The following is a 24,421-nucleotide window of genomic DNA, read 5'->3' as shown; positions in this document are numbered from 1 at the left end:
GAAGTAAAACCTGAGATTATAATAGTTTAATAGGGGGGATAATTATGTTTAGTAAAATGAGGTCAAAAATAATTGTGCTAATTTGTATTTTAATAGTTTTATTCATGTTTTTTGGTACTTTAACATTAGGTGTAAATAATAAAAATCATAAAAAATATACAATAGACAATCTAACAGAAGTGGTATTATCTAATGATCAATGTAAGGTAAAGGAGATATTCGGTAGTGGTGAAGTGGATATTAATACAAAGGATAGTGAAGGTATATATCCACTTGAGAAAACCCTTGCATTTAATAACTATGAGATGGCAAAAATATTGTTAGACTTAGGGGCAAATCTAGATGTAGAAACAAGTTCAGGAGAAACCATAAGAGAGATAGTTAATAAAGGTGACTCTAAGATGATGAAAGATTTATTTGCTAAGTATTAATGTTGTATTTGCAATATAAGGGATTAGGTTAGTGATAAAGAATGAAATGGGGTTATAGCAAGATGAAAAATTGCTATAGCCCCGTTATTTTTAATTGATTAAACCCTCTACTACTTCTTCCATTGCTAAAGGTCTTGAAGCCTTTACTAGAACTAAGGCATCAGGTTTTACGATTTCTTTAACTTTTTTAATCAAATCAGATTTGCTGTCAAAAGATAAAACTTGATCTTTACCAAATCGTAGCTTTGCAGTCTCAGCAATATATTTTGCTAGGTCACCAAAGGTAAATACATAATCTATTTTATCAGAGTTGATTTTCAGGCCTATATCTTTATGCATATTTATTTCATCATCTCCTATGCCTAGCATATCACCAAGAACAACTATTTTTTGGCTATATCCCAACATAGAATACATAGTATCCAATGCTGCTAAAACAGAGGAAGGATTAGATTTATAAGAATCATTAAGAATAGTAAACCCGTTTCCTTTAATTAATTCATTTCTCATTCCAGTTTTTTCTACATTAAGAAGACCTTTCTCAATGTTTTCATAAGATACACCAAAATATCTAGCTACTGCAATGGCTGCGGTAGCGTTAAGTACCTGATGTTCTCCTAACATAGGTAAAAAGAATTGTGGTGAAGAAGGTTCCCTTAAGAAGAAAGAATCTCCAGTTTCATTTACAAAGACTATTTCAGGTTGATAATTATTATAATCCTTAGTGCCATAAGTCATAACTTGATAATTCATTGAAATATGTTCTACTTCATTTTTCAGCAAGGAGTCATCTCCATAATAAAGGAATAGATCATTAGGCTTTAAGCCCTTCAATATTTCTAGCTTTGCCTTTGCAATATTTTCTTTAGTTTTTAAACCTTCTAAGTGAGCTTCGCCTATGTTGGTAATTACAGCAGCGTCTGGTTTAGCAATAGAAGTCAATAGCTCAATTTGTCCAAAATTATCCATACCCATTTCTAGTACGGCCATTTCTGTATCTTCATCCATGGAAAGAATAGTTAAAGGCAATCCAATATAATTATTAAAATTACCTAAGGTTTTATGAGTTTTATACTGAGTTTTTAAAATACTTGCCAATATATCTTTGGTTGAAGTTTTGCCATTGCTTCCTGTAATACCTATTACCTTTGTATTTAGCTCTTCCCGATAGGATCTAGCTAATTGTTGCAGAGCTAATACTGTATCTTCTACAATTATAAAGGGAAAATCAAGGTCAGGCTTTGGCTCATCATGGTTCCATAGACTAGCAACTGCCCCTTTACCTATGGCCATGGTAATAAAATCATGGCCATTAAAATTTTCTCCTACTAGTGGAATAAACAATTGACCAGCATTTACGTTTCTGGAATCTGTAGAAACACCTTGTATCATAAGAGTTTCATATTGTTCTTGTAATCCTGAACCGCCACACATTTTTTGAACTTCTTTTAGATTTCTCGTTATCAAAATTTTCACCTCGTATTTACTATAACTTTCTTTTCATTATATCTCTCTAAGGCTAACTGAATTAACCTTTCTATCAATTCAGCATAGGTGGTACCATCGGTGGCCCCCCATAAAACGGGAGTCATACTTACAGCTGTAAAACCAGGCATAGTATTTACTTCATTAACAAATATCTCATTTTCATCTGTAACAAATATGTCCACTCTAGCCAGACCATGGCAATTAAGTATTTTAAAGGCCTTTACAGCAGTTTCACGTACTTTGTCACTGACCTCTGGTTCTAATCTTGCCGGTATTACAGGTATTAATTTACCATCTATATATTTAGCATTATAGTCAAAAAATGGTCTTTCCATAATAAATTCTCCAGGAACAGAAGCTTTTGGATGATTGTTACCAATTACTGAAATTTGCATCTCTCTAGCCACTATTTCTTTTTCAATAATTATTTTTCGATCATAAAGGAAGGCTTCCTTGAAAGAGGACTTTAGTTCTTCACGGTTTTCAGCTCTACTGATACCAACACTAGAACCTCCGTTAGAAGGTTTTACATAACATGGATAACCTATTTCATTTTCAACTAGGTTGTAAGCATCTTCTTCGTTTTCTTGCCAACTATGTAGCCTAAATGAAAGATACTTAACCTGCGGAATATTATATTTTGAAAATAAATCCTTAGTCATTACTTTATCCATTGCTACAGCAGATGATAAAACTTCATTTCCTAGATAAGGGATATCGAGTAATTCTAAAAAGCCTTGAATAGTTCCATCTTCCCCATTAGGTCCATGAAGGGCGGGAATAACTAAATTCTTTTCACTGTTATTAAGAACTTTAGTCAGAAATTCCCCTATTGAAAAAGATACTGTAGAAGAGGTTGTACGCCTTAATTCATCGGGAGCATTAATTTTTTCTTCTAATAAACCTAAATTGCACCATACACCTTCGTTAGTAATATAAATTGGATAAACATTATATTTTTCTCTATCTATTGCATTCATTATCGCTGAAGCGCTTCTTAAAGATATATCATGTTCAACTGATTTTCCACCACATAATACATAAATATTTGTTTTCATACTAGACCTCCTATTTGAGACATTAGTTTACTAAATAGATTATATCATAATATCCTTTTAAATAATTTAATTTTATCTTACAATTCAATTACAATTATATTAGTACTATAATTACTTAAATATATAGAAAATAAGTCTAAATTATTCATAGGAGAGTATATAATATTCTAATATTGGGATAAAGTAGTAACTCGATATTTATTTTTACTTATAGTATAATGATTGTTATAGAAATAACTTATATTTGCTAGACATTCTAGATGGGAGCGATATTAATGCATAGTGAGGATATATTAGATTATTATAAGCAAGCTTATGAGGAATTAAAATTAATATTGGATTTGAGTTTCGATCAGATAACTATAGCAGACGGAAATGGTATATTTACAAAAGTCAGTAAATCATGTGAACCTTATTTTGGAGTTACGGAAAATGGATTGATTGGGTGCAATGCTTTTGAGTTGGAGAAAAACGGAGTATTTGATACTTCAGTTACAGCAGAAGTTATAAGAAAAGGTGAAAAAGTAACACTAATACAAAAAACAGGTGCCAATAGAACATTAATGGTAACAGGAATACCAATGTTTGATGAAGAAGGACAAATAATTAAGATAATAAATATTTCAAAAGATATAACCGAAAATCAAATGCTGGGACAGGAGCTTAAGGATATACAAAGTCAATTACAATGGTTTCAAAAGGAGTTAAATAAAAGGCAAGCCATATATGATTCGAAGGTAAATTATAAAAGTGTGTCAATGAATAAAATAATGGAATTAATTCTTCATATATGTGATTTAGATGCAACAGTGCTGTTATTAGGAGAAACAGGAGTAGGTAAAGGATATATTGCTAAGGTTATACATGAAAGTAGCATTAGAAAAAATGAGCCTTTTGTTCCTATAAACTGTGGTGCAATACCAGAAAATCTTTTGGAATCAGAATTATTTGGTTATGAAAGCGGAGCTTTTACTGGAGCTACAAAAGGAGGTAAAAAGGGATTATTTGAAATTGCAGGGAAGGGTACCATATTTTTAGATGAAATAGGTGATATGCCTATGAATCTTCAAGTAAAGCTACTTCATGTTTTAGATGATAAAAAGGTATTAAGATTGGGAGGAGAAAAACCTATAAAAGTTGAGGGCAGGCTAATTGCTGCTACTAATAAAGATTTAAAAAAGCTTATTCAAGAAGGTAAATTTAGAGAAGATTTATATTATAGGTTAAATGTGGTTCCTATAAATATACCACCCTTAAGAGAACGAAAAGAAGATGTACCAGCCTTAGTAAAGATGTTCCTTGATAACTATAACAATGAACATGGGACTCATAAGACCATATCAGAGGGAGGTTATAATATATTAATAGATTATAATTATCCGGGGAATATTAGGGAGCTAGAAAATATAATTGAAAGACTTGTAATAACTACTCTTGGAGATATAGTTGAAGATATACAAGTGGCAGAAATAATAGAACCAACTAAAGAAATGAATTATAATAGCGATGAAATAGTTCCTCTCAAACAGTCTGTAGAGGAGCTAGAACGGAGAATATTAATCTCAGCTTTTGAAAAATACAAAACCACTAGAAAGGTTGCTGAAGCCTTAGACATAGATCAATCTACTGTAGTGAAAAAGGCAAAGAAATTAAAAATAAAATATTGCTGATGAAATATTTCGGAGGATTTGATGATAATTATCATCAAATCCTTTTTAAATTGAAACTATTAATAGAAATAACTTCCTAAATATGCATTTTAACATACATATATAACTGGCATAGGTATTGCAATTGATATAAATAAATACTGGTAATATTTGGGAAATTGACTAATAATTATTAAGAAAGAGGGGAGAAAGTTGAAAAAAATTAGTACAAGAATCATACTAACAGTCCTAAGCTGTGCCATAGCAATGTCTTTAGTGGTGGGAGGTACAAGTATATTTAGAAGCATAAAAGTTATAGAAGAGAATGCTAAAGAAAATCTTCTCAGTACAGCACAAATATATTCTGGTTATTTTAATGAAGATTTAGTCTTATATGAAGGCACTCATAATGATTTATACCAAGTATTAAAAGGAACCATAGATATGTCAAGACTAGATGAAGAAGGATATTTAGTTAATTATAGTGATGCTATTCTAAGTCCTATGGTTAGGGGAATAACCCAAGAGACTAGAAAATGTGCAGGGATTTACATAGCAATAGATCCTAAATATACTGGCAGGACTGAAGGATCTTGGGCGGGAATAGATGACAATGGGACATTAACACAATCTTTACCTACAGATATAGCTGGAAAGAGTCCAGATGATCCTTCGGTATCATTCTATTATAATGCCATAAGAGCAGGTAAAGGAACATGGAGTGACCCTTATTTTAATAATGCAAACTTAAATGTAATGACCTATTCAGCACCTATTATAGTTGATAAGCAAACCGTAGGGGTAATAGGGGTGGATTTACGCGTAAAGGATTTAATAAGAGAAGTTGAAGATGTAAAGTTATATGACACTGGTTATGCTTTTTTGCTTAATAAAGATTATGACTTTCTAGTTCATCCTAATTTAGATAAGAATACAAATTTAGAGACTATAGAAAATGGAAAATATGCTTATATTGTAGAAGAAATAAAGAATAAAGAAAACGGAATAATTGAAGATGAGTTTGATGGACAAACTCAAATTATAGCGTTTTCAAAACTATATGACGGCAAAGTCGTAATCTTATCCATTCCTAAAAAAGAAATACTAGCCAAGGTATATACTACTACTAATTTTATAGCCATGGTAATTATAGTAGCATCTATGATTTCAATATTCTTATCTTTTATTTTAGGAAAGAAGATATCTGATTCTATAGTATTTGCAACAGATATATTGAATAAGATATCTAAATTAGATTTAACTGACATAGAAGAAACCAAGAAAATGAAAGTTTTTCTTAATAGAAAAGATGAGGTAGGAGCAATATTTAAGGCCACTGGAGTTTTAAAAGGGGAAATGAGAAGTATTATAAAAGCAATAGAAGATACAACAACAAATATAGTTGAAAATACCAATAGCTTAACTACAGCTACTCATGAGACCACTCAGTCTGTAAATGATATATCAAAAACTGTGGAGGAACTAGCACAGGCCTCTATGGGGCAAGCAGAAGATGCAGAAACTGGTTCAGAGAAATTATATATATTAGCTAATGAAATAAAGGCAGCAGTAGAAAATGGACAAATAGTAGTAGAAAGTTCTACTAGAGCACAAGGGATAAATGAAGAAGGTTCACAGGCAATGGATAACATGGTTGAAAAATTCAATATAGCAAATAGATCTAATCATATGGTTGCAGAGAATATTAATTCTTTATCAGAAAAATCTCAATCCATTGGAAGTATATTAAATACTATAATTAGTATTTCGGAACAAACAAACTTGTTAGCTCTAAATGCTGCAATAGAAGCAGCTAGAGCAGGTGAGGCGGGAAAAGGTTTTGCTGTAGTAGCGGAAGAAATAAGAAAATTATCAGAGCAAACAGGACATGCTACAAAGAGCATAGAAGATATATTAAATGCTATCCAATTTGAAGTTGAAACTACAAAGGTGAGTATGGATGAATCTGAAGAATCCTTAAATGATGTAAATAATACTTTGGAACAAGTTAAAAAAGGTTTTGATGAAATATATAAAGCAATATTAATATCTATAGAAGCTATAAAACAACTAGAGGGAAGGCTGGAAATAATAGATAATGAGAAAGAAAATGTAATACTAACTATTCAAAGTATATCTTCTGTAACAGAAGAAACAGCAGCATCTACAGAAGAGTTATCAGCTTCAATGGAGGAACAGGCGGCAACAATGGAGACTATATTAAATAATACAGAAAAATTAGCAGGTGTAATAGAAAAACTAAATGGATTGGTTGGAAGATTTAAATTATAAGAAAAGCTTCTATTGAAGCAGAACCTCATATTTATAATAAAAGAGAGCTGAATCATAGAAATACCTATGATTCAGCTCTCTTTTGATTTATTTCATCCAAAATGAAATGGAAGGGATTTGTAAAATCAAGTTATATTTCAATAATGATGAAATATTTCAAAAGGCTTGATGATTATTTTCATCAAGTCCTTTTTTTATTTAAGGTGTTGATGAGAAAAAGCCCTAAAATCCACATTTAAATATTTATTAACAATTGGCATGGGTCTTGCAATTAATATAAGCAAACATAAAAACGAAGGAGGGACAAAGTTGGAATCCTGTATTGAAAGAATAAAAAATGATATAGAAAATGTAACAAGAATTACAGCCACTCCAAATATGGGATGCACAAGATTTTCTTATAGTAAAGAAGATAGTGAAGTTAGGGAATATTTAATTAAGGAAATGAAAGACCTTGGCTTATCTATTAAAGTAGATGGTGTTGGCAACATTAGAGCTAAGTATATAGATAATAATGAAGGCAAACCTTCTATAATGATGGGGTCTCATATTGATACTGTTGCCAATGGTGGAAAGTTTGACGGACTTACTGGAGTTGTAACAGCATTGGAAGTCATAAGAGTAATAAAAGAAAATAATGTAAAGATTAACAATCCAATAGAATTGATTGCCTTTGCAGAGGAAGAAGGCTCAAACTTTGGAAGCACTATGGTTGGTAGTAAGATTTTAACTGGTGCATATAAATTGGAGGATTTAAAGAAAATTAAAAATGATGATGGTATCAGTGCTTACCAAGTCATGAAGGATTTTGGATTAGATGTAGATAATGTAGAAAATGAAGTATTAAAGAAAGAAGAAGTAAAAGCAATGGTTGAACTTCATGTAGAACAAGGAGGAATACTTGACTCAGAACAAATTTCTATAGGTATAGTACAGGCCATAGTAGGTATGAAAACCTATAAGGTAAAATTGAAAGGAGTTTCTAATCATGCTGGTTCTACTCCAATGTATTTAAGAAAAGATCCTATGGTAGGTGCTGCTGAAATCATTATTCATATGGAAAAGGCAGCAAAAGAAAAAGCTCTAAAGGATACAGTTGCAACTGTAGGAAAAATTCATTGTCAGCCTAATGGATCAAATGTTATTCCAGGGCAAATAGAATTTAATGTAGATATTAGAGATGTAGAAACTGAAGGAATGGAAATAGTAGCTAGAGAGCTAATAAGTAAAACAAAAGAAGTAGCAGAAAAACGTGGACTTGAATATAAGGTTGACTTAATTGGTGAATCAGAATGTGTCAAACTTTCATCAAAGATTATCAATATAATCGAAGATACTGCATTAGAAAATAAATATAACTTTATAAAAATGAATAGCGGGGCAGTTCATGATTCAGCTATGTTGCCAGGAATAACAGATGTAGGTATGATATTTGTACCAAGTATCAATGGCCTCAGTCACTGTCCACAAGAGCTTACTAAATTTGAAGATATTAAGTTAGGCTGTGATTTATTATTAAAAACAGTAATTAAACTAGCTAATGAGTAAATAAAAAACCTTTTAATGTATGAAAGGTGGATTATTTTAAAATATAATATCATGCATCAAAATATGTAGTAAGGGAGGTGGCTAAAATTAAGAAAAACTTAGGAATTTCTATATCAGTTGGGTTGCTATCTGGAATTTGGGTTTTAATTGCTGAAAAGCTTGGAGTGCCTGCATGGCCTGGATTTATTGGTTGGTCTTTATTCTTTTTTACAGGAGGTAATCTAGAAGCTTGTAAAAAAAGTTTTCCGTGTATAGTATTAGGGCCTATTCTGGCATATTTAACTGTTTATACTCAGACAGCATTAAATACTTCAGGAATAACTTCAGCTTTAGTAGTAGTAGCTCTTGGTTTTACTATGACAATTGCTCAAAGTTTTCCATTATTTGCAGTATGTTCAGTCACATTTGTAAGCTGTAATATTTATTTTGCATCAGGAAGCCTGTTTCATTCAATAGTAGTTACATCAATAGGTTTAATCATTGGTATAATATCAGTAAAATTTGGTGTCCTTCTTGATTCCATCATATTAAAGGATAAGATGGTCTTAAGAGAGAATAATTAGGATTTATTATACTTAACAGTATTATTAAACTGTTACTAAAAATAAGTGTTGTAGTGAAGTCATAAAATTAAAGGAGGAAATTAAAAATGAGTTTGTTAATTAAGAATGGTGTTATAGTTACTGCAATGGATGAGTATCAAGGTGATATTCTAGTAGATGAAGGAAAAATAATAGCAATTGGAAATAATTTAGATTCTAAGGCTGATGAAGTAATAGATGCTAAAGGAATGTATGTATTGCCAGGAGGAGTTGATCAACACGTTCATTTTTCATTTGAATTTAACGGTTCAAAGGTTAGAGGGTTTGAAACTTCAAATGCAGCAGCAGTAGGTGGAACAACTACAGTAATTGAGTTCGTTAATCAAATAAAAGGAAAAGGTCTAATTGATACAATAGATGAGTATAGAAAAGAAAACGCTGAAGGAATAGCTATGGTAGATTATTCCTTCCATGGTATAATAACAGATCCTTCAACTGGAGTATACGATGAAATTGCAAAACTTCCTGAAGCAGGATATCCAACAGTAAAATTATTTATGGCATACAAGGGTATGTTCTTCCATTGTGATGATGATGTTATCGCTAAATCAATGCAAAAAGCAAAGGACGCAGGAGTTACTATAATGGTACACGCAGAAAATGCTGACTTAATAGATGTTCTACAAAAGGAATGCGTTGAACAAGGAAATGTTGAACCCTACTATCATGCAGTATCTAGACCACCAATGGTAGAAACTGAGGCAACTGAAAGAGCAATTAACATTGCTAGACTTATGGATGCTCCTTTATATGTAGTTCATGTATCTACAAAAGGTGCAGTTGATGCGATAAAACGTGCTCAAGATGAAGGACTTCCAGTTTACGGAGAAACATGTACTCATTATTTAACACTTGATAAAGAAAATCTCGCAAAACCTAATTTCCAAGGTGCTAAATATGTATGTTCACCTGCACTTAGAGAGCAAGATGATATAGATTACTTATGGACTTCAATCAAAAATGGATGGTTAAATGCAATAAGTTCTGACCACTGTGGATTTAACTGGGCAGAACAAAAACATATGGGTAAAGATGATTTTAGAAATATTCCAAATGGAGCACCAGGTCTTGAAAATAGATTAGGAGTATTGTGGACTGCTGGAGTTGAAACAGGAAAAATAACAAGATCACAATTAGTTGATTTGTTTGCAACTAAACCAGCTAAGATCAATGGTCTTGGAGATAGAAAAGGACATCTTGGTATAGGATATGATGCTGATATCGTAATATATAATCCAAACGTTAAGTCAATAATATCAAATGAAACAAGCTTACAAGGAGTTGACTACAACTCTTATGAAGGATTTGAACAAATAGGAAGACCGGAAAAGGTATTCTTAAGAGGTCAATTAGTAGTAGATGAAGGAAAATATATAGGTGAAAAAGGACAAGGAGAGTTCGTTCCAGGAAAACCATATGGTCTTTGCTATGATGGCATAAAGAAATAAACTTAGCAAATTATATATAGAATAAATAACTCCAATTTTTGGTGTCACCACCGAAAATTGGAGTTATTTTCATTTGCTTTAACAATATCATTTATATCTATATTGAAAACTTAACTATAGAAAATCCTTATTTGATTATCTTTTATTAAATTTTATATAATGGTATGAATGATTGTTAAAGGAGTGACATATATGTTAAAATTACCAGAGAATTTTGAGAGCTATGAAGAAGCTAGACGAGAAGGCTTCCTAAAAGTAAAAGCTTTAAAAGAGAGAGGAACTCCAGTTGTAGGAATTTTTTGTACATATACACCTATTGAACTTATACATGCAGCAGGGGCAGTAGCAGTGAGTTTATGTGGCACATCTGATGTGCCAATACCACATGCTGAAAAACATTTGCCTAAAAATCTTTGCCCTCTTATAAAATCTAGTTATGGTTTTGCAGTATCAGAAACATGCCCATATTTTTATTTTTCAGACTTAATAGTAGGAGAAACTACTTGCGATGGTAAGAAAAAGATGTACGAATTATTGGGAGAATTAAGGCCAACTCATGTTATGCATTTACCGCAGGGGCAAGATAAAGACCATGCATTTAAATATTGGAGAGAAGAGCTAGTTAGACTAAAGGAAGTATTAGAAGAAAAATTTAATATAGAAATTACAGAAGAAATTTTGAGAGAAGAAATAAAGGAAAGAAATCATGAAAGAAAAGTGCTTTTGGACTTCTATGAGTTAGGTAAATTAAATCCTTCTCCAATATCAGGACGTGAAGTAAATGAAACAATGGAGGCTTTGGGCTTTCAATTCGATAGGAGATCTCAATGTAATTTTATAGAAGAAAGAACTAGAGAACTAAAGGAAAAATATGAAAATGAATTAAAGGGGACTAAGACAAATAGACCAAGAATACTTATTACTGGATGTCCCGTAGGAGGAGTTAGAGAAAAGGTACTAAAGACCATAGAGGATTCGGGAGCGGATATAGTGGCTTTTGAAAATTGTAGTGGAGTTAGGGAAAAGATGGTATTAGTAAATGAAACAATAGATCCAATAGATGCCTTAACAGAAAAATATTTAAACGTTAGCTGTTCTGTTATGACGCCAAATCCAAGAAGATTTCAGGCATTAGATGAGATGATAGATGAATATGAAATAGACGGAGTAATAGAAGTGGTTCTTCAAGCTTGTCATACATTTAGTGTGGAATCTTACAATGTAAAGAGATTTATCACAGAGAAAAAGAATAAGCCATATTTATATATTGAAACAGATTACTCAAAACTGGATATGGGACAAATAGATACTAGGATAAATGCTTTCTTGGAGATACTGTAATTACATCACCAAAATATTGACAGAAATATCATATATTGATAATATATAATATATTGTTTCAAAATTCCAACTAAAATTGGGGTGTTTAAATGAAAAAGAAATTTTTGTTATCATTTATTTTATCATTTATATGTTTTGGGTTAGTATTTATGGTTTTTGGGAAAGATGTTTTTTTAGATAATGGATATGTACCAACTATAGAAGATAATGATAAACCAGAGATTGATTTAGGTGAGGACAATAAAATAGAACAAAAGATAAAAAATGAAATTCTCTTTTTAATGATGGGTGTAGATGCTAATGGAGTTAAGAATTATAAAGGTATCCGTACAGACACCATGATGCTATTTAAAGTTAATTTTGATACTGGGGAAACAAATATATTATCCATCCCAAGGGATACGAGGGTTTTAGTAAAAGGGAAGAAGGATAAAATTAATCATGCCCATTCCTATGGAGGACCAGAGCTTACGATGCGAACTGTAAGAGATTTTCTGGGTATTGATGTAGATTACTATGTGAAGGTAGATTATAACGTTGTAATGGAAGTAGTGGATGCTATAGGTGGGGTGGAAATAGATGTACCCTTTGATATGAAATATAAGGATACTAACCCCGAGATTACTCCCCTTAATATAAATATAAAGAAGGGGTTACAAACATTAGATGGAAAGAATGCCCATGATTTTTTAAGGTGGAGAAAAAATAATGATGGCAGTAAAGTAGAATATCCCGAAGGAGATGTTGGAAGAATTAAAGCTCAGCAGATGTTTATGAAGGAGCTAATAAAGCAAACTTTAAAGTTTAAAAATTTATTTAAGCTACAGAATTTAATAAAAACATATTATAAGAATGTAGAGACTAATATTCCTCTTAATATTATATTAAAGGCTGCAACAAATGCAAAAAAAATTGATATGGAAAATATTAAGACAGATATAATTCCAGGAGAAGGAGAATATATTGGCTCAACATCCTACTACCTTTATGATGAAATAGAAACTGAAAAGTTGATTAAAGACATATTTAATGATTATTTACTTAATGAATAATGAAATTCCCCTTTTGGTATAGAAACCCAAAAGGGGAATTTGTTTTTAGAAACTATTTACTTGCTAATTCTATAAATTTCTCTATATCTTTTTCTATGAGTCTTAATGAATTTCTGAAGAATTCTGGGTCGTGAACATCTATGCCCATTCTTAGAGCCACGTCTCTTATATTGTTTTTACCTGTAGCGTTTAATAGTTCATCATACTCTTTTACAAACTCTTCTCCTCGTTTTAGATATTCTGCATATAATCCCTTAGAGAATAATAATCCAAAGGCATATGGGAAGTTATAGAAGTTAAGTCCTGCAGAGTAATAATGCGGTTTATTTAACCACATATATGGATGAAGGACATTATGGTCTAATCCATCTCCATAAGCTTGTTTTTGAGCATCCATCATTATTTCTTTCAGTTCATTTACTGAAAGAGCATGTGTCTTTCTTCTCTCAAATAACTCTGATTCAAATAAAAATCTGCTATAGATATCTACTATAACTTGACCTGCATCAGATATGGAAGCTTCTAGTATGCTTAGAGCTTCATCATCACTGGCTTCTCTTAGAGCTGCATTAACCACTATTGTTTCACAGAAGATAGAAGCTGTTTCTGCTATTGGCATAGGATATCTACTATTTAATATAGATTCATTTCTTAAATTAAGTCCATGATATGCATGTCCTAATTCATGAGCTAATGTAGTCATATTTGAAAAACTTCCATTGAAATTAGATAATATTCTACTTTCCTTTATAGGATGCAAATTTGAGCAGAATGCTCCTCCTCTTTTACCCTCTCTAGGTTCTACATCTAGCCAATTATTATCGTAGGCATTTTGTACGAAATCAGCTAGTCTATTAGAGAAGGTCCTAAAATTATCTATTATATATTTCATTGCTTCATCATAAGTAAAGGTTCTATTTACTTCTCCCATAGGCGCAAACATTTCATAGAATGGAAGTCCATTTTCATATCCTAATAATTCTGCTTTTTTTCTATAATATTTATGGAATACTGGTAAGAACTCTCTCATAGCTATAATCATTGCATATAGAGTTTTTTCATCCATTCTAGATTTTACTAAGGTTTCATCTAAGGGAGAATGATATCCTCTTAACTCAGAAGTAGTGATTACTTCACCTTTGATGCCGTTTAATGCAGCAGCTGAAGATTCCTCTATCTTCTTATATGCTTTTAGTTCAGCTTCATAACCTAATTTTCTCTTTACTGGATCTTTATCATATGCAAGGTTTCTAGCTGCTGGAAGTGGAAGCTGTTTATCTTCTCCATCTATATTTATATCTACCAATAAGGTAGATGATACCATATTTTGAAGATTTGACCATGCAGAAGAGCCAGTATTTGACATTTTTGATATAAGTACTTCTTCTTTCTCACTAAGCATATATTTAGTTCGTTCTTTAATTTGCTCTAAATAGAATTTATGCTCCTTTAATACTTCTGATGAATTTGCTATTTCATCTAAGTTATCTATATTTTTCATAAAGCTTTGAAACTGAACATCAGGTTTAGTTAGATCTGAACTTTTTACCCTCAATTTATCAAGATATTGAAGAGCTTTCTCATTTTTGGCCTCTACTGCATTTGTAAGAGACGCAAAGGAGAAAAGTTTTGAAAATAACGTGTTTATGGTACTAGAATATTGTACATATACTTCCATTTTTACTATGGCATTGTCAGTAGAATTCAAATTATCATTAGCCCATTTACTAAATTCTGCTATTAAGCTGTCAAGTTTTTCTAGATCAGAGATGTATTCCTTAGAATCGAAAGAAGTATATAATTCATTTAAACTCCAACGCATATTATCCCGCCTTTCAAAATATTTAGTTAATTCTATTATAGCATATATTGGCAAATGAAAAAGAACTATTTTGAGGCTCTAAATAAAGTGTTTCTCGACTTTAAATATAAAAGGAACCTTTTCTAAGAAGATTCCTTTTTACATTAAAATATCTTTGTTGTCCAACTTTCACAATTCCAAATGTCAGTAGCTACATCCTTATAAAAGTCAGGTTCGTGGGATATAAGAAGAATACTTCCTTTATAAGCTTTTAAGGCTCTTTTTAACTCTTCTTTAGCATCTATATCCAAATGGTTAGTAGGCTCATCTAGTATGAGTACATTGGTTTCCTTATTTATAAGTTTACAAAGCCTTACTTTAGCCTGCTCTCCACCGCTTAGAACCATTACTTTAGATTCAATATGCTTAGTAGTTAATCCACATTTTGCTAAGGCCGCTCTAACTTCGTATTGAGTATATCCTGGAAACTCTTGCCAGATTTCATCAATACAGGAATTATTATTTTTATCCTTGATTTCCTGCTCAAAATATCCTATTTGAAGATTATCACCAAGCTCTACTCCACCAGATACAGATTTAATCTCACCAAGGATACTTTTCAATAAAGTAGTTTTACCTAGACCATTAGCTCCGATTAATGCTATTTTCTGACCTCTTTCCATTGTTAGATTTAATGGCTTAGATAAAGGGTCATCATAGCCTATGACTAAATCCTTAGTTTCAAATATAAGTCTTCCGGCAGTTCTGCCTTCCTTAAAATTGAATTCTGGCTTTGGTTTTTCACGAGTCAACTCTATTATTTCCATTTTATCTAGTTTTTTCTGTCTGGACATTGCCATATTTCTAGTTGCAACTCTGGCCTTATTCCTAGCTACGAAGTCTTCCAGCTCTGCAATCTCTTGTTGTTGCTTTTTATACGCTGCTTCTAATTGAGCCTTTTTAGCTTCATATACTTTTATAAAATTATCATAATCTCCTACATATCTGGTCAATTCCTTATCTTCCATATGATAGATTAAGTTTATGACAGAATTTAGGAAAGGAATATCATGGGATATAAGGATAAAAGCATTTTCATATTCTTGAAGATATCTTTTTAGCCATATTATATGTGGTTCATCTAAATAGTTAGTAGGCTCATCAAGTAATAGAATATCTGGTTTTTCTAATAATAATTTAGCGAGAAGTATCTTGGTTCTCTGCCCTCCGGATAAATCATTTACATCCTTATCAAGGCCAATATCGTCAAGACCAAGGCCCCTTGCAATGTCTTCTACCTTTGCATCTATTATATAAAAATCATTATGATCTAATATATCCTGTATAGTGCCTACCTCTTCAAGTAGAGCAGTAAGTTCATCTTCAGATACATCACCCATTTTTAAATACATATCCTGCATTTCCTGCTCTAAATCGAATAGATACTTAAATGCTGATTTTAGCACATCACGGATACTTTGACCCTTTTCTAGTGATGTGTGCTGATCTAAATATCCAACTCTAACTCTTTTAGCCCATTCTATTTGACCTTCATCAGGTTCTAGTTTTCCAGTAATTATATTCATAAAAGAAGATTTACCTTCTCCATTAGCGCCTATTAGACCTACGTGCTCGCCCTTCAGTAGCCTAAAGGATACATTCTTTAAAATTTCTCTATCACCAAAGCCATGACTTAGATTTGTTACAGTTAAAATACTCATTAGTATCTCCTCTCATTGATAAGATTATCTCTAAAGATTATACAAAAAAACTAGACTAGAGTCTAGTTTTTTATTCTATCATTAATCTATCCAATATTTCAGCAGCTTTTATAATAATATTAGAACAGCCTATATCCTCTTTTCTATATATTTTTTTGAGATATCCGCATTGTATACTATTCATTTCTTCCATAAATGCCCTAAAGAGTTTTTGATTTACTTCTTTAATTTTATCGCTTTCATGGGCAACATTATTCACATATTTATATGATAATACCATAACTCCAGCAGTAAGTGCGCCACATACGGACTCAATTCCCATACCTCCCCCAAACCCAGCAGATAGCTTTAATGTCTCAGTATTTAAACCTAAATTATATATAGTATTTGCACCATATAATATTTTTTCAGCACAGTTATAATCCTCTTTTTTTCCGAAACCGCTTTCAATTAAATTCTTTAACATCATAGACCTCCATAAGTTTTTACTATAAATTAGTATAACATTAGAAATTTTAATATTGAAGTAAAATCTTTACAAAGGAATCTACTATATAAGGATCAAATTGAATGCCTTTGTTTTTTAATAGGAAATCTATAGCTTCATCTAAACACATTGCCTTTCTATGGGGCTTATTTTGAGTTATAGCATCATAAACATCTACAACAGAAAATATTCTAGATAGTAATGGAATTTCTTCTTCTTTTAGTTCATGGGGATAGCCCTTACCATCCCAACGTTCATGATGATATAAGATTAGTTCTGCAATATCGGCTAATTCTGGTATTGACTTAGCAATCCTATATCCTATTTCAGGATGCTTTCTTATTTCATTCCATTCTAATTCATCTAGTTCTCTAGGCTTTTCTAATATTTCTTTAGAAATAGAAATCTTACCAATATCATGGACTTCTGCAAGAAGAATTAGTTTATTTCTATCACTATTTGATAGATTTAATCTATTAGCTAATGCAAGAGAATAATTTTTGACTCTATCAATATGATATTTGATTTCATAATTCCCATCAAAAAGGTATTGTATCATAGATGAGATTATTATATCTCTGACTTTTTTTCCATCTATTATCTTATTTTTGTACATATTATTTTCAGCTTCAACTAAAACCTTCATTATATCCATATCATTGTGGTCTTTAACAGCATATCCTAAAGAAATATTGGCATATTGCATATCTAATTCTCTATCCTTGCAATTGCTGTATATTCTATCAATTATTTCTTCAGTTATTGAACTGGAAGTGTTAGGGAGTAAAATGATAAATTCATCTCCACCCCATCTAGCTATAATATCTCCTTTTCTACAGGAAACTTTAAGTATTTCAGCAATGGATTGTAGCATTTCATCTCCAGCTAAATGCCCAAATACATCATTAATTATTTTAAGACCATTTACATCACCCATAATAATTGACAGGGGTAAGTGACGATTATTATCTAACCTTTTTAACTCTTCTTCAAAGAAAGCTCTATTGTAAAGACCAGTTAATTTATCATGGTAAGATAGATATATAATCTGTTCCTCTTTTTCAATAATCTCTGTAACATTTCTTCCAACAGCATAAGCAATATCCTCATAAAAACTTAGTTTCCATTCAAAATATAACCATTCTCCACTTTTCTTTAATACTCTAGTTCTCAAAATATAATTAGGATCAAAAATTATACCAGTATTAAATGACTTATATATAAACTCTAGATCTTCTGGATGAAGAAAGGACATAAATTGATGTGATATTAATTCAGTAATATTATAGCCTAAGACTCTTTCCCAAGCTTGATTTACTTTGATAATACTTCCATTAAAGTTAATTGCTATGACTAAATCAGAAATGGAATTTATTAATTCCTCCAGTTCATTCGATTTTTGTATTAGACTAGCTTCAAGTTTTTTTTCTTTAGTTAGGTCAATGAATTGAGCAATAAAGAAGTTTTTCTTAGGAGAAAATAGATGTATTTTTAGCCATTTGTTAAAACTAGGTATATATACAGAATTCAAAGTATGTTTATTGTGTAGAATAGCGTCAGTCACTAATTCAAATAGCTGTGGAATTTCATTTCTAAGGCTTGGGAACAATTCCAATATACATTTATCTTGTATTTCTATATTTTTGACTCCAATAATTTCTAGATAAGAGGGATTGAAATCTAATATTTTCAAATCTATAGGTATATACTTATCATCATAAATTAGCTCATGATATACATATCCTACAGGAGTACTATCAAGCATAATTTGAAAATCTTCTATGGTAAACATAAAATCATCTCCTAGAATGGGTCATAAGACCTAATTTTTCCATATATACCCTATTAAATATTAGTAGAAACTTAATAAAGATAATAAGAGAAGTTTCATAATTATGGGTATACTATAAAGGAAACAATTATATTAACTAATCAGATATAAACTAATATTTTTCTTGCAATTAGTTAACATTATATGTATACTTAATAGGTTATAGATTAAGGAGGACGATTTTATATACATGGAAAAATTAAGATTTGAGGATATGAATTTATCGAAAGAAGTACAAAAGGGAATTTGTGATATGGGATTTGAGGAAATGTCTCCTATTCAATCTCAAGCTATACCAGTAATATTAGAGGGCAGAGATATTATTGGGCAAGCGCAGACAGGAACAGGTAAAACAGCTGCATTTGGTATCCCTATTATTGAAAAATGTGATCCAAATGGAAATTATGTTCAAGCATTAGTTCTATGTCCAACTAGAGAACTTTCAATACAGGTAGCTGAAGAGATCGGAAAACTTGCAAAATATAAAAAAGGTATATCTGTAGTTCCTATATATGGTGGGCAACCAATAGATAGGCAGATTAAAGCTTTAAAAAAGGGTGTTAATATTGTAATTGGTACACCGGGAAGAGTTCTAGATCATATAAGAAGAAGAACTCTAAAAATAGATAATGTAAGCATGATGGTACTAGATGAAGCGGATGAGATGTTTGATATGGGTTTTAGAGATGATATTGCCCTTGTAATGAATGATTTAAAGGAAGAAAGACAAACCATATTTTTCTCAGCAACTATGCCCCCAGAAATTATGAAGTTTGCTGCAAGTTATCAGGCAAATCCTGAGATCATTAAGGTGGTTCATAAAGAACTTACAGTACCAAAGGTAGAGCAAGTTTATTTTGAGCTAAAACAGCATATGAAAACTGAGATTTTATCTAGACTTGTTGATATGTACAATCCAAAGTTAACTGTAGTATTTTGCAATACAAAGAAAAAGGTAGATGAATTAACTGAAGAATTGCAAGGAAGAGGATATTTTGCAGATGGACTTCATGGAGATTTGAAGCAAAACCAAAGGGATACTGTAATGGGTAAGTTTAGAAAAGGCACCATAGATATTTTAATAGCTACAGATGTAGCAGCAAGAGGAATAGATGTAGATGACGTGGACTTAGTTATTAACTATGACATGCCGCAGGATGAGGAATATTATGTCCATAGAATAGGTAGAACTGCCAGAGCAGGAAGAGAAGGAAAGGCCTTTAGCTTTGTAGCAGGAAGAGATATCTATAAATTAAGAGATATACAAAGATATACTAAAACAAAAATTACAAGAATGGATTTACCAACTCTTAAGGATATAGAAGCAAACTATACTACAATAATGCTTGGAAAAATAAAAGAAGAGATTGACAAAGAAGATTTAAGTAAATATGAAAAGATTATCGAGACCTTACTTGAAGAAGATTATACCTCTTTTGATATAGCAGCTGCACTATTGAAATTCTACATGGCTGAAAACAGACTAGATGGTCACGAAGAGTTAGATATGGTGGATTTTGGAGGGAAGCTTAAAGGAGGCAAACCTACAGGAGGTAAACCTACAGGATTTAAATCATCAGGTTCTTCAACAAGAATTCACATAAATATAGGGAAGAAAAAAGGCATAAGTCCAAGGCATATATTAGCGGCTATAGTTCAGGAGACAGGTATAACTAAAAACTTAGTAGGAAATATAGATGTATATGATAAATTTACATTTGTAGAGATACCAGGAGATTATACGGAGGATGTCTTAGAAATATTAAATGGAGTAAGAATAAAAGGAACAAAGGTTAAAGCTGAAATAGCGAATCCTAAGAGAAAATAGTATTAATAGAGAATAAATTATAGAACAAAATTAAATATATGAGATATTATTAGAATGGAAAAAGCTTAGAAGAATCATAGGACTGAAAAAATGTCTATACTAAAGAGACATAGAATCAGAGTCTTTAGATTTTTTAAGCTTTTTTTGAATTAGAATAAAATATTCTTTAATTAGGAAAAATAAGTACTCTTTTCCAATCAAATCAAAATAGAATTAAAGCTAGAAAAATATTTTTATACTAACTTTCCTAGAGGAGTATGGGGAAAATAATTATTTATTTAAATTTATTAGTTATAATTTCCCATTAATTACCTTTATAAATTTAATAACCTTTTTAATATCTTCCAGAGGCATATTATCAATTTCTAAAAAAAGTTCTTCTAGTACATTTCTTTTAGCAGAATAAGGGCTTTCATTATTTTCCATGAATTGAGGATTCTTTTCCATATCTTGGTTTGGGAGAGAAAGTCTAATATTAGATAAACCTATAAGGTAGTCTAGTGAGACACAAAAAAGTGCAGAAATTTTCACAAGGAGTTGCACATCATTAGGAAAACGCGAACCATTTTCGTAATTACTAACAGACTGTCTACTAATATTTAATTTTTTAGCTAACTCACTTTGAGTTAAAGAATTCTCTTCTCTAAGCAGTTTTAAACGCTCTCCAAAAGTCATGGCATCACCTCATAAATATCCTAGCATAAAAACAATCAAATCTATAGGCTGTCTTCAAAAAGGGTCTAAATGCAATAAAATGTCAACATTTGTTGTCAATAATAATATTTTATGCTAATATATAATTATTAATCCTAAGTTTAAATATTTAATTTTCAAATAAAACTTAGAAGTAGGGTATTAGGAAAATTTAGTATCTATCTAAATGATATATTAGCTGACCACTTGGTTTTAGATATAGAATATTGAATTGATCAATGGTAAATTTAAAGAGATAATTTAAGGAATTTGCAGTAAGTAAAAAGCAGAGGTGAGAAATTTTGAAGGAACAATTTGTAGAATATAATTGTAAATATAAAGAAGCCTTTAATAATAGTCTCACACCCATGATAATTATAGATGCTGAAACAGGAAATATTGATGATGCTAATTTAGCAGCATGTGATTATTATTTATACTCAAAAAAAGAATTACTTTCTATGAATATTTCAGATATAAATATCTCAACTCAAAAAGAGATATCTAAAGAAATAGAGAAGGCAGAACTAGAAAATAGAAAGTTTTTTAGATTTAGACATAAATTATTTGACGGTGAAATAAGAGATGTAGAAGTATCTAGTAGTTTTATAGAAGTTGGAGATAAGAATTTATTATTCTCAGTTATTCATGATATTAAAGAAAAGACTAAGTTAGAAAAAGACTATATGATCAATCAAATCTATTTTGATAATCTCTTTAATAATTCTCCTGAAGCTATTGCAATAGTTAATGCTGAATTTAGAATATTGAATATTAATGATAAATTTAAGAAGGCTTTTCAATATGATTTATTAGAAATAGTAAATAAAGATATTACAAAAATATTATGTGAACAAACAATATATGATCCTTTTTGTGATTTCAGAGAATCAATAATAGAAGGTAAATGTATACGGAGAGAAGTTAGAATAAAAAGGAGAGATGATAGTACCCTAGATTTACTGTTGTTTATATGTCCTATAGTAGTGGATAGAAATTTTATTGGAGCTTATTTCATCTATTCTGATATATCTGAGACTAAGGAAAAAGAAAATAAGATAAAGATGCTCACTTATAATGACAGTTTAACTGGACTATTTAATATGAAGTTTTTCTTAGATAATTTAGATTATGAAGTATTTAAGAATAATTCTAATGAAAATACTAAGGAAAAGTTAGTAATACTTATATTAAAGGTTAATGAGTTTAAAGAGATTAAGAATGCTTTAGGGCATTTTGCTGGGGAACAGGTATTGAAAGAATTTGCACTACGATTAAGAGCTAGCGTAGGAATAGAAGATACTGTTGCAAGATTTAGTGAAGATGAATTTGCTATTTTGATGCCTAGAATAGATACCTTGTATGAAGTCGAGAGATTATCTAATAATATTATAAAAAATCTTGAAGATTATTTTTCTGTAGGCAATGGTGAATTTCAAATAACAACTTGTATTGGAATAGCAGTATATCCTGATGACGGAATGGATTCTACTACTTTAATTAGGAAAGCAGATATTGCTATGAGTAAATGCAAGATACAAAACAATAATAATGCCACTAGATTTGAAAAATCTTTGGATAAAGAAATTCAAGAATATTTTTGGATAAAAAATGATTTATTAAAATTAGGACTAAAAGAAGAATTGTATTTAGATTATCAACCAATATACAGTATTGATACGAATAGATTAGTTGGAGCAGAAGCTTTAATCAGATGGAATCATGGAGAAAAAGGTATAATTCCACCTGCTAGATTTATACCAATAGCAGAAAAGATAGGTATGATACATCCTATAGGAGAGTGGGTATTGCTAAAAGCATGTAGTCAAAATAAAGAATGGCAAGAATTAGGATATGATCCCATATACATATCTGTAAATGTATCTGTTTTGCAATTAGAAAAACCTGATTTTACTAAAAGGATAAAAAAGATATTGGAGAAATCTATGTTGAAACCTCAATATCTTCAGCTGGAGATAACTGAGACTTTTTTTACTCAAAACTATGAATTGATTCAGGATACAATAAAGGAGTTAGGGAAATTAGGAATAAAAATAGCCATAGATGACTTTGGTACTGGATATTCTTCCCTAGGACAACTATGTGAATTGAATATTAATAATATTAAAATTGATAGAATGTTTATCGATGGAGTAGATGGAAATATTAATAAATCTAAAATTGTAAAGGGAATAATATCTTTAGCTGAAAGCTTGAATATTACTTTAACTGCTGAAGGGGTAGAAAGAGAAGAAGAATTAAAGTTTTTAAATGCAAATAGATGCACATTTGTACAGGGCTACTTGTTTAGTAAACCAGTTGAAGCATATAAAATTGAAGAGTTATTAAAAAGGAATGGAAAGAATAAAATTTGTTTATGCTAAAAGGGGCGATTTAAAAGGCATGAATAAATTTTTTTTAGGGGCGGAACGGTTGAATAACCGTTCCCTATATATTTTTGATTTTTTTCTTTAAGGTTCCCCTCAGCCCTTTTTCTTCTTTATCTCTTATACGTTTAATATTTGGTATATGAAGATAAATAGCTATAATCACAAGAAGGGCAGATATGATTATTGGACCAAGTCCAAGATTAAAATAAATAGTTGCTAATAATAGAAATAAGTTCATGGCTATAGTACCTAAGGCTATATAGTCAGTAAAAACAGTTATAAGCAAAATTATGAGGAAGCCCAATAAGCCAAATCTATAATCTACACCTATTAACATACCTAGAAGAGATGCAGCACCCTTTCCACCTCTAAAACCCATAAAGAATGGGAAATCATGACCAAGGATTACAAAAAGACCATTTAAATACAGAAGAAAAACACTTTCACTTAGATGAGAAATTTTAAATAAATATCTAATAACTAAAATAGAAATAATTGCTTTTAATATATCTAAGATGGCAACTAGGACACCCCATTTCCATCCTAGTGATATTACAGTATTTGATGCACCAGCATTTCCAGCCCCAAGTGTTCTAATATCCACATTTAAAAAAGTTTTACTAAATATATAGGACCATTGTAGACAGCCGAATAAATACCCTATAATAATAACGAGTAAATAAGATTTCAACGTATCACCTCCGTCAATACAGTATATTATATCATAAAATGTATTACAATAATATCTCCTATAATATGCC

18 protein-coding genes are annotated in these 24,421 nt (G+C 30.9%); 10 read left to right on the top strand and 8 right to left on the bottom strand.

Annotated elements, in window-relative coordinates:
* Positions 1–44 precede the first annotated feature (44 nt).
* Positions 45–431: a hypothetical protein gene (locus KQI38_RS13140; RefSeq protein ID WP_216560096.1), complete on the top strand. Its 387-nt coding sequence runs from the start codon at positions 45–47 to the stop codon at positions 429–431.
* A 90-nt stretch (positions 432–521) separates the two neighbouring features.
* Here the strand turns inward: KQI38_RS13140 and KQI38_RS13135 are convergent, their stop codons facing one another.
* Positions 522–1,907: a UDP-N-acetylmuramoyl-tripeptide--D-alanyl-D-alanine ligase gene (locus tag KQI38_RS13135; protein ID WP_338114470.1), complete on the bottom strand. Its 1,386-nt coding sequence runs from the start codon at positions 1,905–1,907 to the stop codon at positions 522–524.
* Entirely contained in the window at positions 1,904–2,977 is a 1,074-nt protein-coding gene (locus KQI38_RS13130; RefSeq protein WP_216560094.1) for a D-alanine--D-alanine ligase, read from the bottom strand. The genes KQI38_RS13135 and KQI38_RS13130 overlap by 4 nt, the downstream gene beginning before the upstream one ends.
* Positions 2,978–3,237: 260 nt before the next feature.
* Here KQI38_RS13130 and KQI38_RS13125 point away from each other — a divergent pair, with 260 nt between their 5' ends.
* The 7 genes from KQI38_RS13125 (at position 3,238) to KQI38_RS13095 (ending at position 12,909) form a co-directional block, all read left to right on the top strand.
* Entirely contained in the window at positions 3,238–4,647 is a 1,410-nt protein-coding gene (locus KQI38_RS13125) for a sigma-54 interaction domain-containing protein (protein WP_246565821.1), read from the top strand.
* A 192-nt stretch (positions 4,648–4,839) separates the two neighbouring features.
* A complete protein-coding gene (locus KQI38_RS13120; RefSeq protein ID WP_216560092.1) occupies positions 4,840–6,918 on the top strand; it encodes a methyl-accepting chemotaxis protein in 2,079 nt (692 codons plus the stop codon).
* Between the two features lie 309 nt (positions 6,919–7,227).
* Positions 7,228–8,466, top strand: coding sequence for a M20 family metallo-hydrolase (locus KQI38_RS13115; protein WP_216560091.1), 1,239 nt, complete (start codon positions 7,228–7,230; stop codon positions 8,464–8,466).
* 77 nt (positions 8,467–8,543) lie between these two features.
* Entirely contained in the window at positions 8,544–9,029 is a 486-nt protein-coding gene (locus KQI38_RS13110) for a DUF1097 domain-containing protein (RefSeq protein WP_216560090.1), read from the top strand.
* Between the two features lie 86 nt (positions 9,030–9,115).
* The gene (gene hydA, locus KQI38_RS13105; protein WP_216560089.1) at positions 9,116–10,516 is read left to right on the top strand and encodes a dihydropyrimidinase; all 1,401 of its coding nucleotides are present in this window, start codon (positions 9,116–9,118) and stop codon (positions 10,514–10,516) included.
* A 192-nt stretch (positions 10,517–10,708) separates the two neighbouring features.
* Entirely contained in the window at positions 10,709–11,857 is a 1,149-nt protein-coding gene (locus tag KQI38_RS13100) for a double-cubane-cluster-containing anaerobic reductase (protein WP_216560088.1), read from the top strand.
* Between the two features lie 89 nt (positions 11,858–11,946).
* Positions 11,947–12,909, top strand: coding sequence for an LCP family protein (locus tag KQI38_RS13095; RefSeq protein ID WP_216560086.1), 963 nt, complete (start codon positions 11,947–11,949; stop codon positions 12,907–12,909).
* 52 nt (positions 12,910–12,961) lie between these two features.
* On the opposite strand, the gene KQI38_RS13090 is transcribed toward KQI38_RS13095, so the two are convergent.
* The 4 genes from KQI38_RS13090 to KQI38_RS13075 all read right to left on the bottom strand — a co-directional run bounded on the left by KQI38_RS13090 (position 12,962) and on the right by KQI38_RS13075 (position 18,710).
* The gene (locus KQI38_RS13090; RefSeq protein WP_216560085.1) at positions 12,962–14,731 is read right to left on the bottom strand and encodes a M3 family oligoendopeptidase; all 1,770 of its coding nucleotides are present in this window, start codon (positions 14,729–14,731) and stop codon (positions 12,962–12,964) included.
* Positions 14,732–14,874: 143 nt separating this feature from the next.
* Positions 14,875–16,431 carry an ABC-F family ATP-binding cassette domain-containing protein gene (locus KQI38_RS13085; RefSeq protein ID WP_216560084.1) on the bottom strand — a complete coding sequence of 519 codons (1,557 nt, stop codon included), beginning with the start codon at positions 16,429–16,431 and terminating at the stop codon, positions 14,875–14,877.
* A gap of 70 nt (positions 16,432–16,501) precedes the next feature.
* The gene (locus tag KQI38_RS13080) at positions 16,502–16,897 is read right to left on the bottom strand and encodes a C-GCAxxG-C-C family (seleno)protein (protein ID WP_216560082.1); all 396 of its coding nucleotides are present in this window, start codon (positions 16,895–16,897) and stop codon (positions 16,502–16,504) included.
* A 49-nt stretch (positions 16,898–16,946) separates the two neighbouring features.
* The gene (locus KQI38_RS13075) at positions 16,947–18,710 is read right to left on the bottom strand and encodes a diguanylate cyclase (protein WP_216560080.1); all 1,764 of its coding nucleotides are present in this window, start codon (positions 18,708–18,710) and stop codon (positions 16,947–16,949) included.
* Positions 18,711–18,939: 229 nt separating this feature from the next.
* Here KQI38_RS13075 and KQI38_RS13070 point away from each other — a divergent pair, with 229 nt between their 5' ends.
* A complete protein-coding gene (locus KQI38_RS13070; RefSeq protein ID WP_216560078.1) occupies positions 18,940–20,577 on the top strand; it encodes a DEAD/DEAH box helicase in 1,638 nt (545 codons plus the stop codon).
* Positions 20,578–20,868: 291 nt separating this feature from the next.
* Here KQI38_RS13070 and KQI38_RS13065 read toward each other — a convergent pair whose 3' ends face one another.
* Complete coding sequence (locus KQI38_RS13065) at positions 20,869–21,252, bottom strand: helix-turn-helix domain-containing protein (protein ID WP_216560076.1); 384 nt, start codon at positions 21,250–21,252, stop codon at positions 20,869–20,871.
* A 320-nt stretch (positions 21,253–21,572) separates the two neighbouring features.
* On the opposite strand from KQI38_RS13065, the gene KQI38_RS13060 reads away from it, so the two are divergent.
* Positions 21,573–23,654, top strand: coding sequence for an EAL domain-containing protein (locus tag KQI38_RS13060; protein ID WP_216560075.1), 2,082 nt, complete (start codon positions 21,573–21,575; stop codon positions 23,652–23,654).
* Positions 23,655–23,718: 64 nt separating this feature from the next.
* Here KQI38_RS13060 and KQI38_RS13055 read toward each other — a convergent pair whose 3' ends face one another.
* Entirely contained in the window at positions 23,719–24,351 is a 633-nt protein-coding gene (locus KQI38_RS13055; protein ID WP_216560073.1) for a glycerol-3-phosphate acyltransferase, read from the bottom strand.
* Positions 24,352–24,421 lie beyond the last annotated feature (70 nt).

The organism is Tissierella carlieri, assembly GCF_018917285.1.
Taxonomy (GTDB): domain Bacteria; phylum Bacillota; class Clostridia; order Tissierellales; family Tissierellaceae; genus Tissierella; species Tissierella carlieri.
The sequence above is the reverse complement of the archived record's forward strand: the minus strand, read 5'-3'. Positions and strand labels throughout refer to the sequence as shown.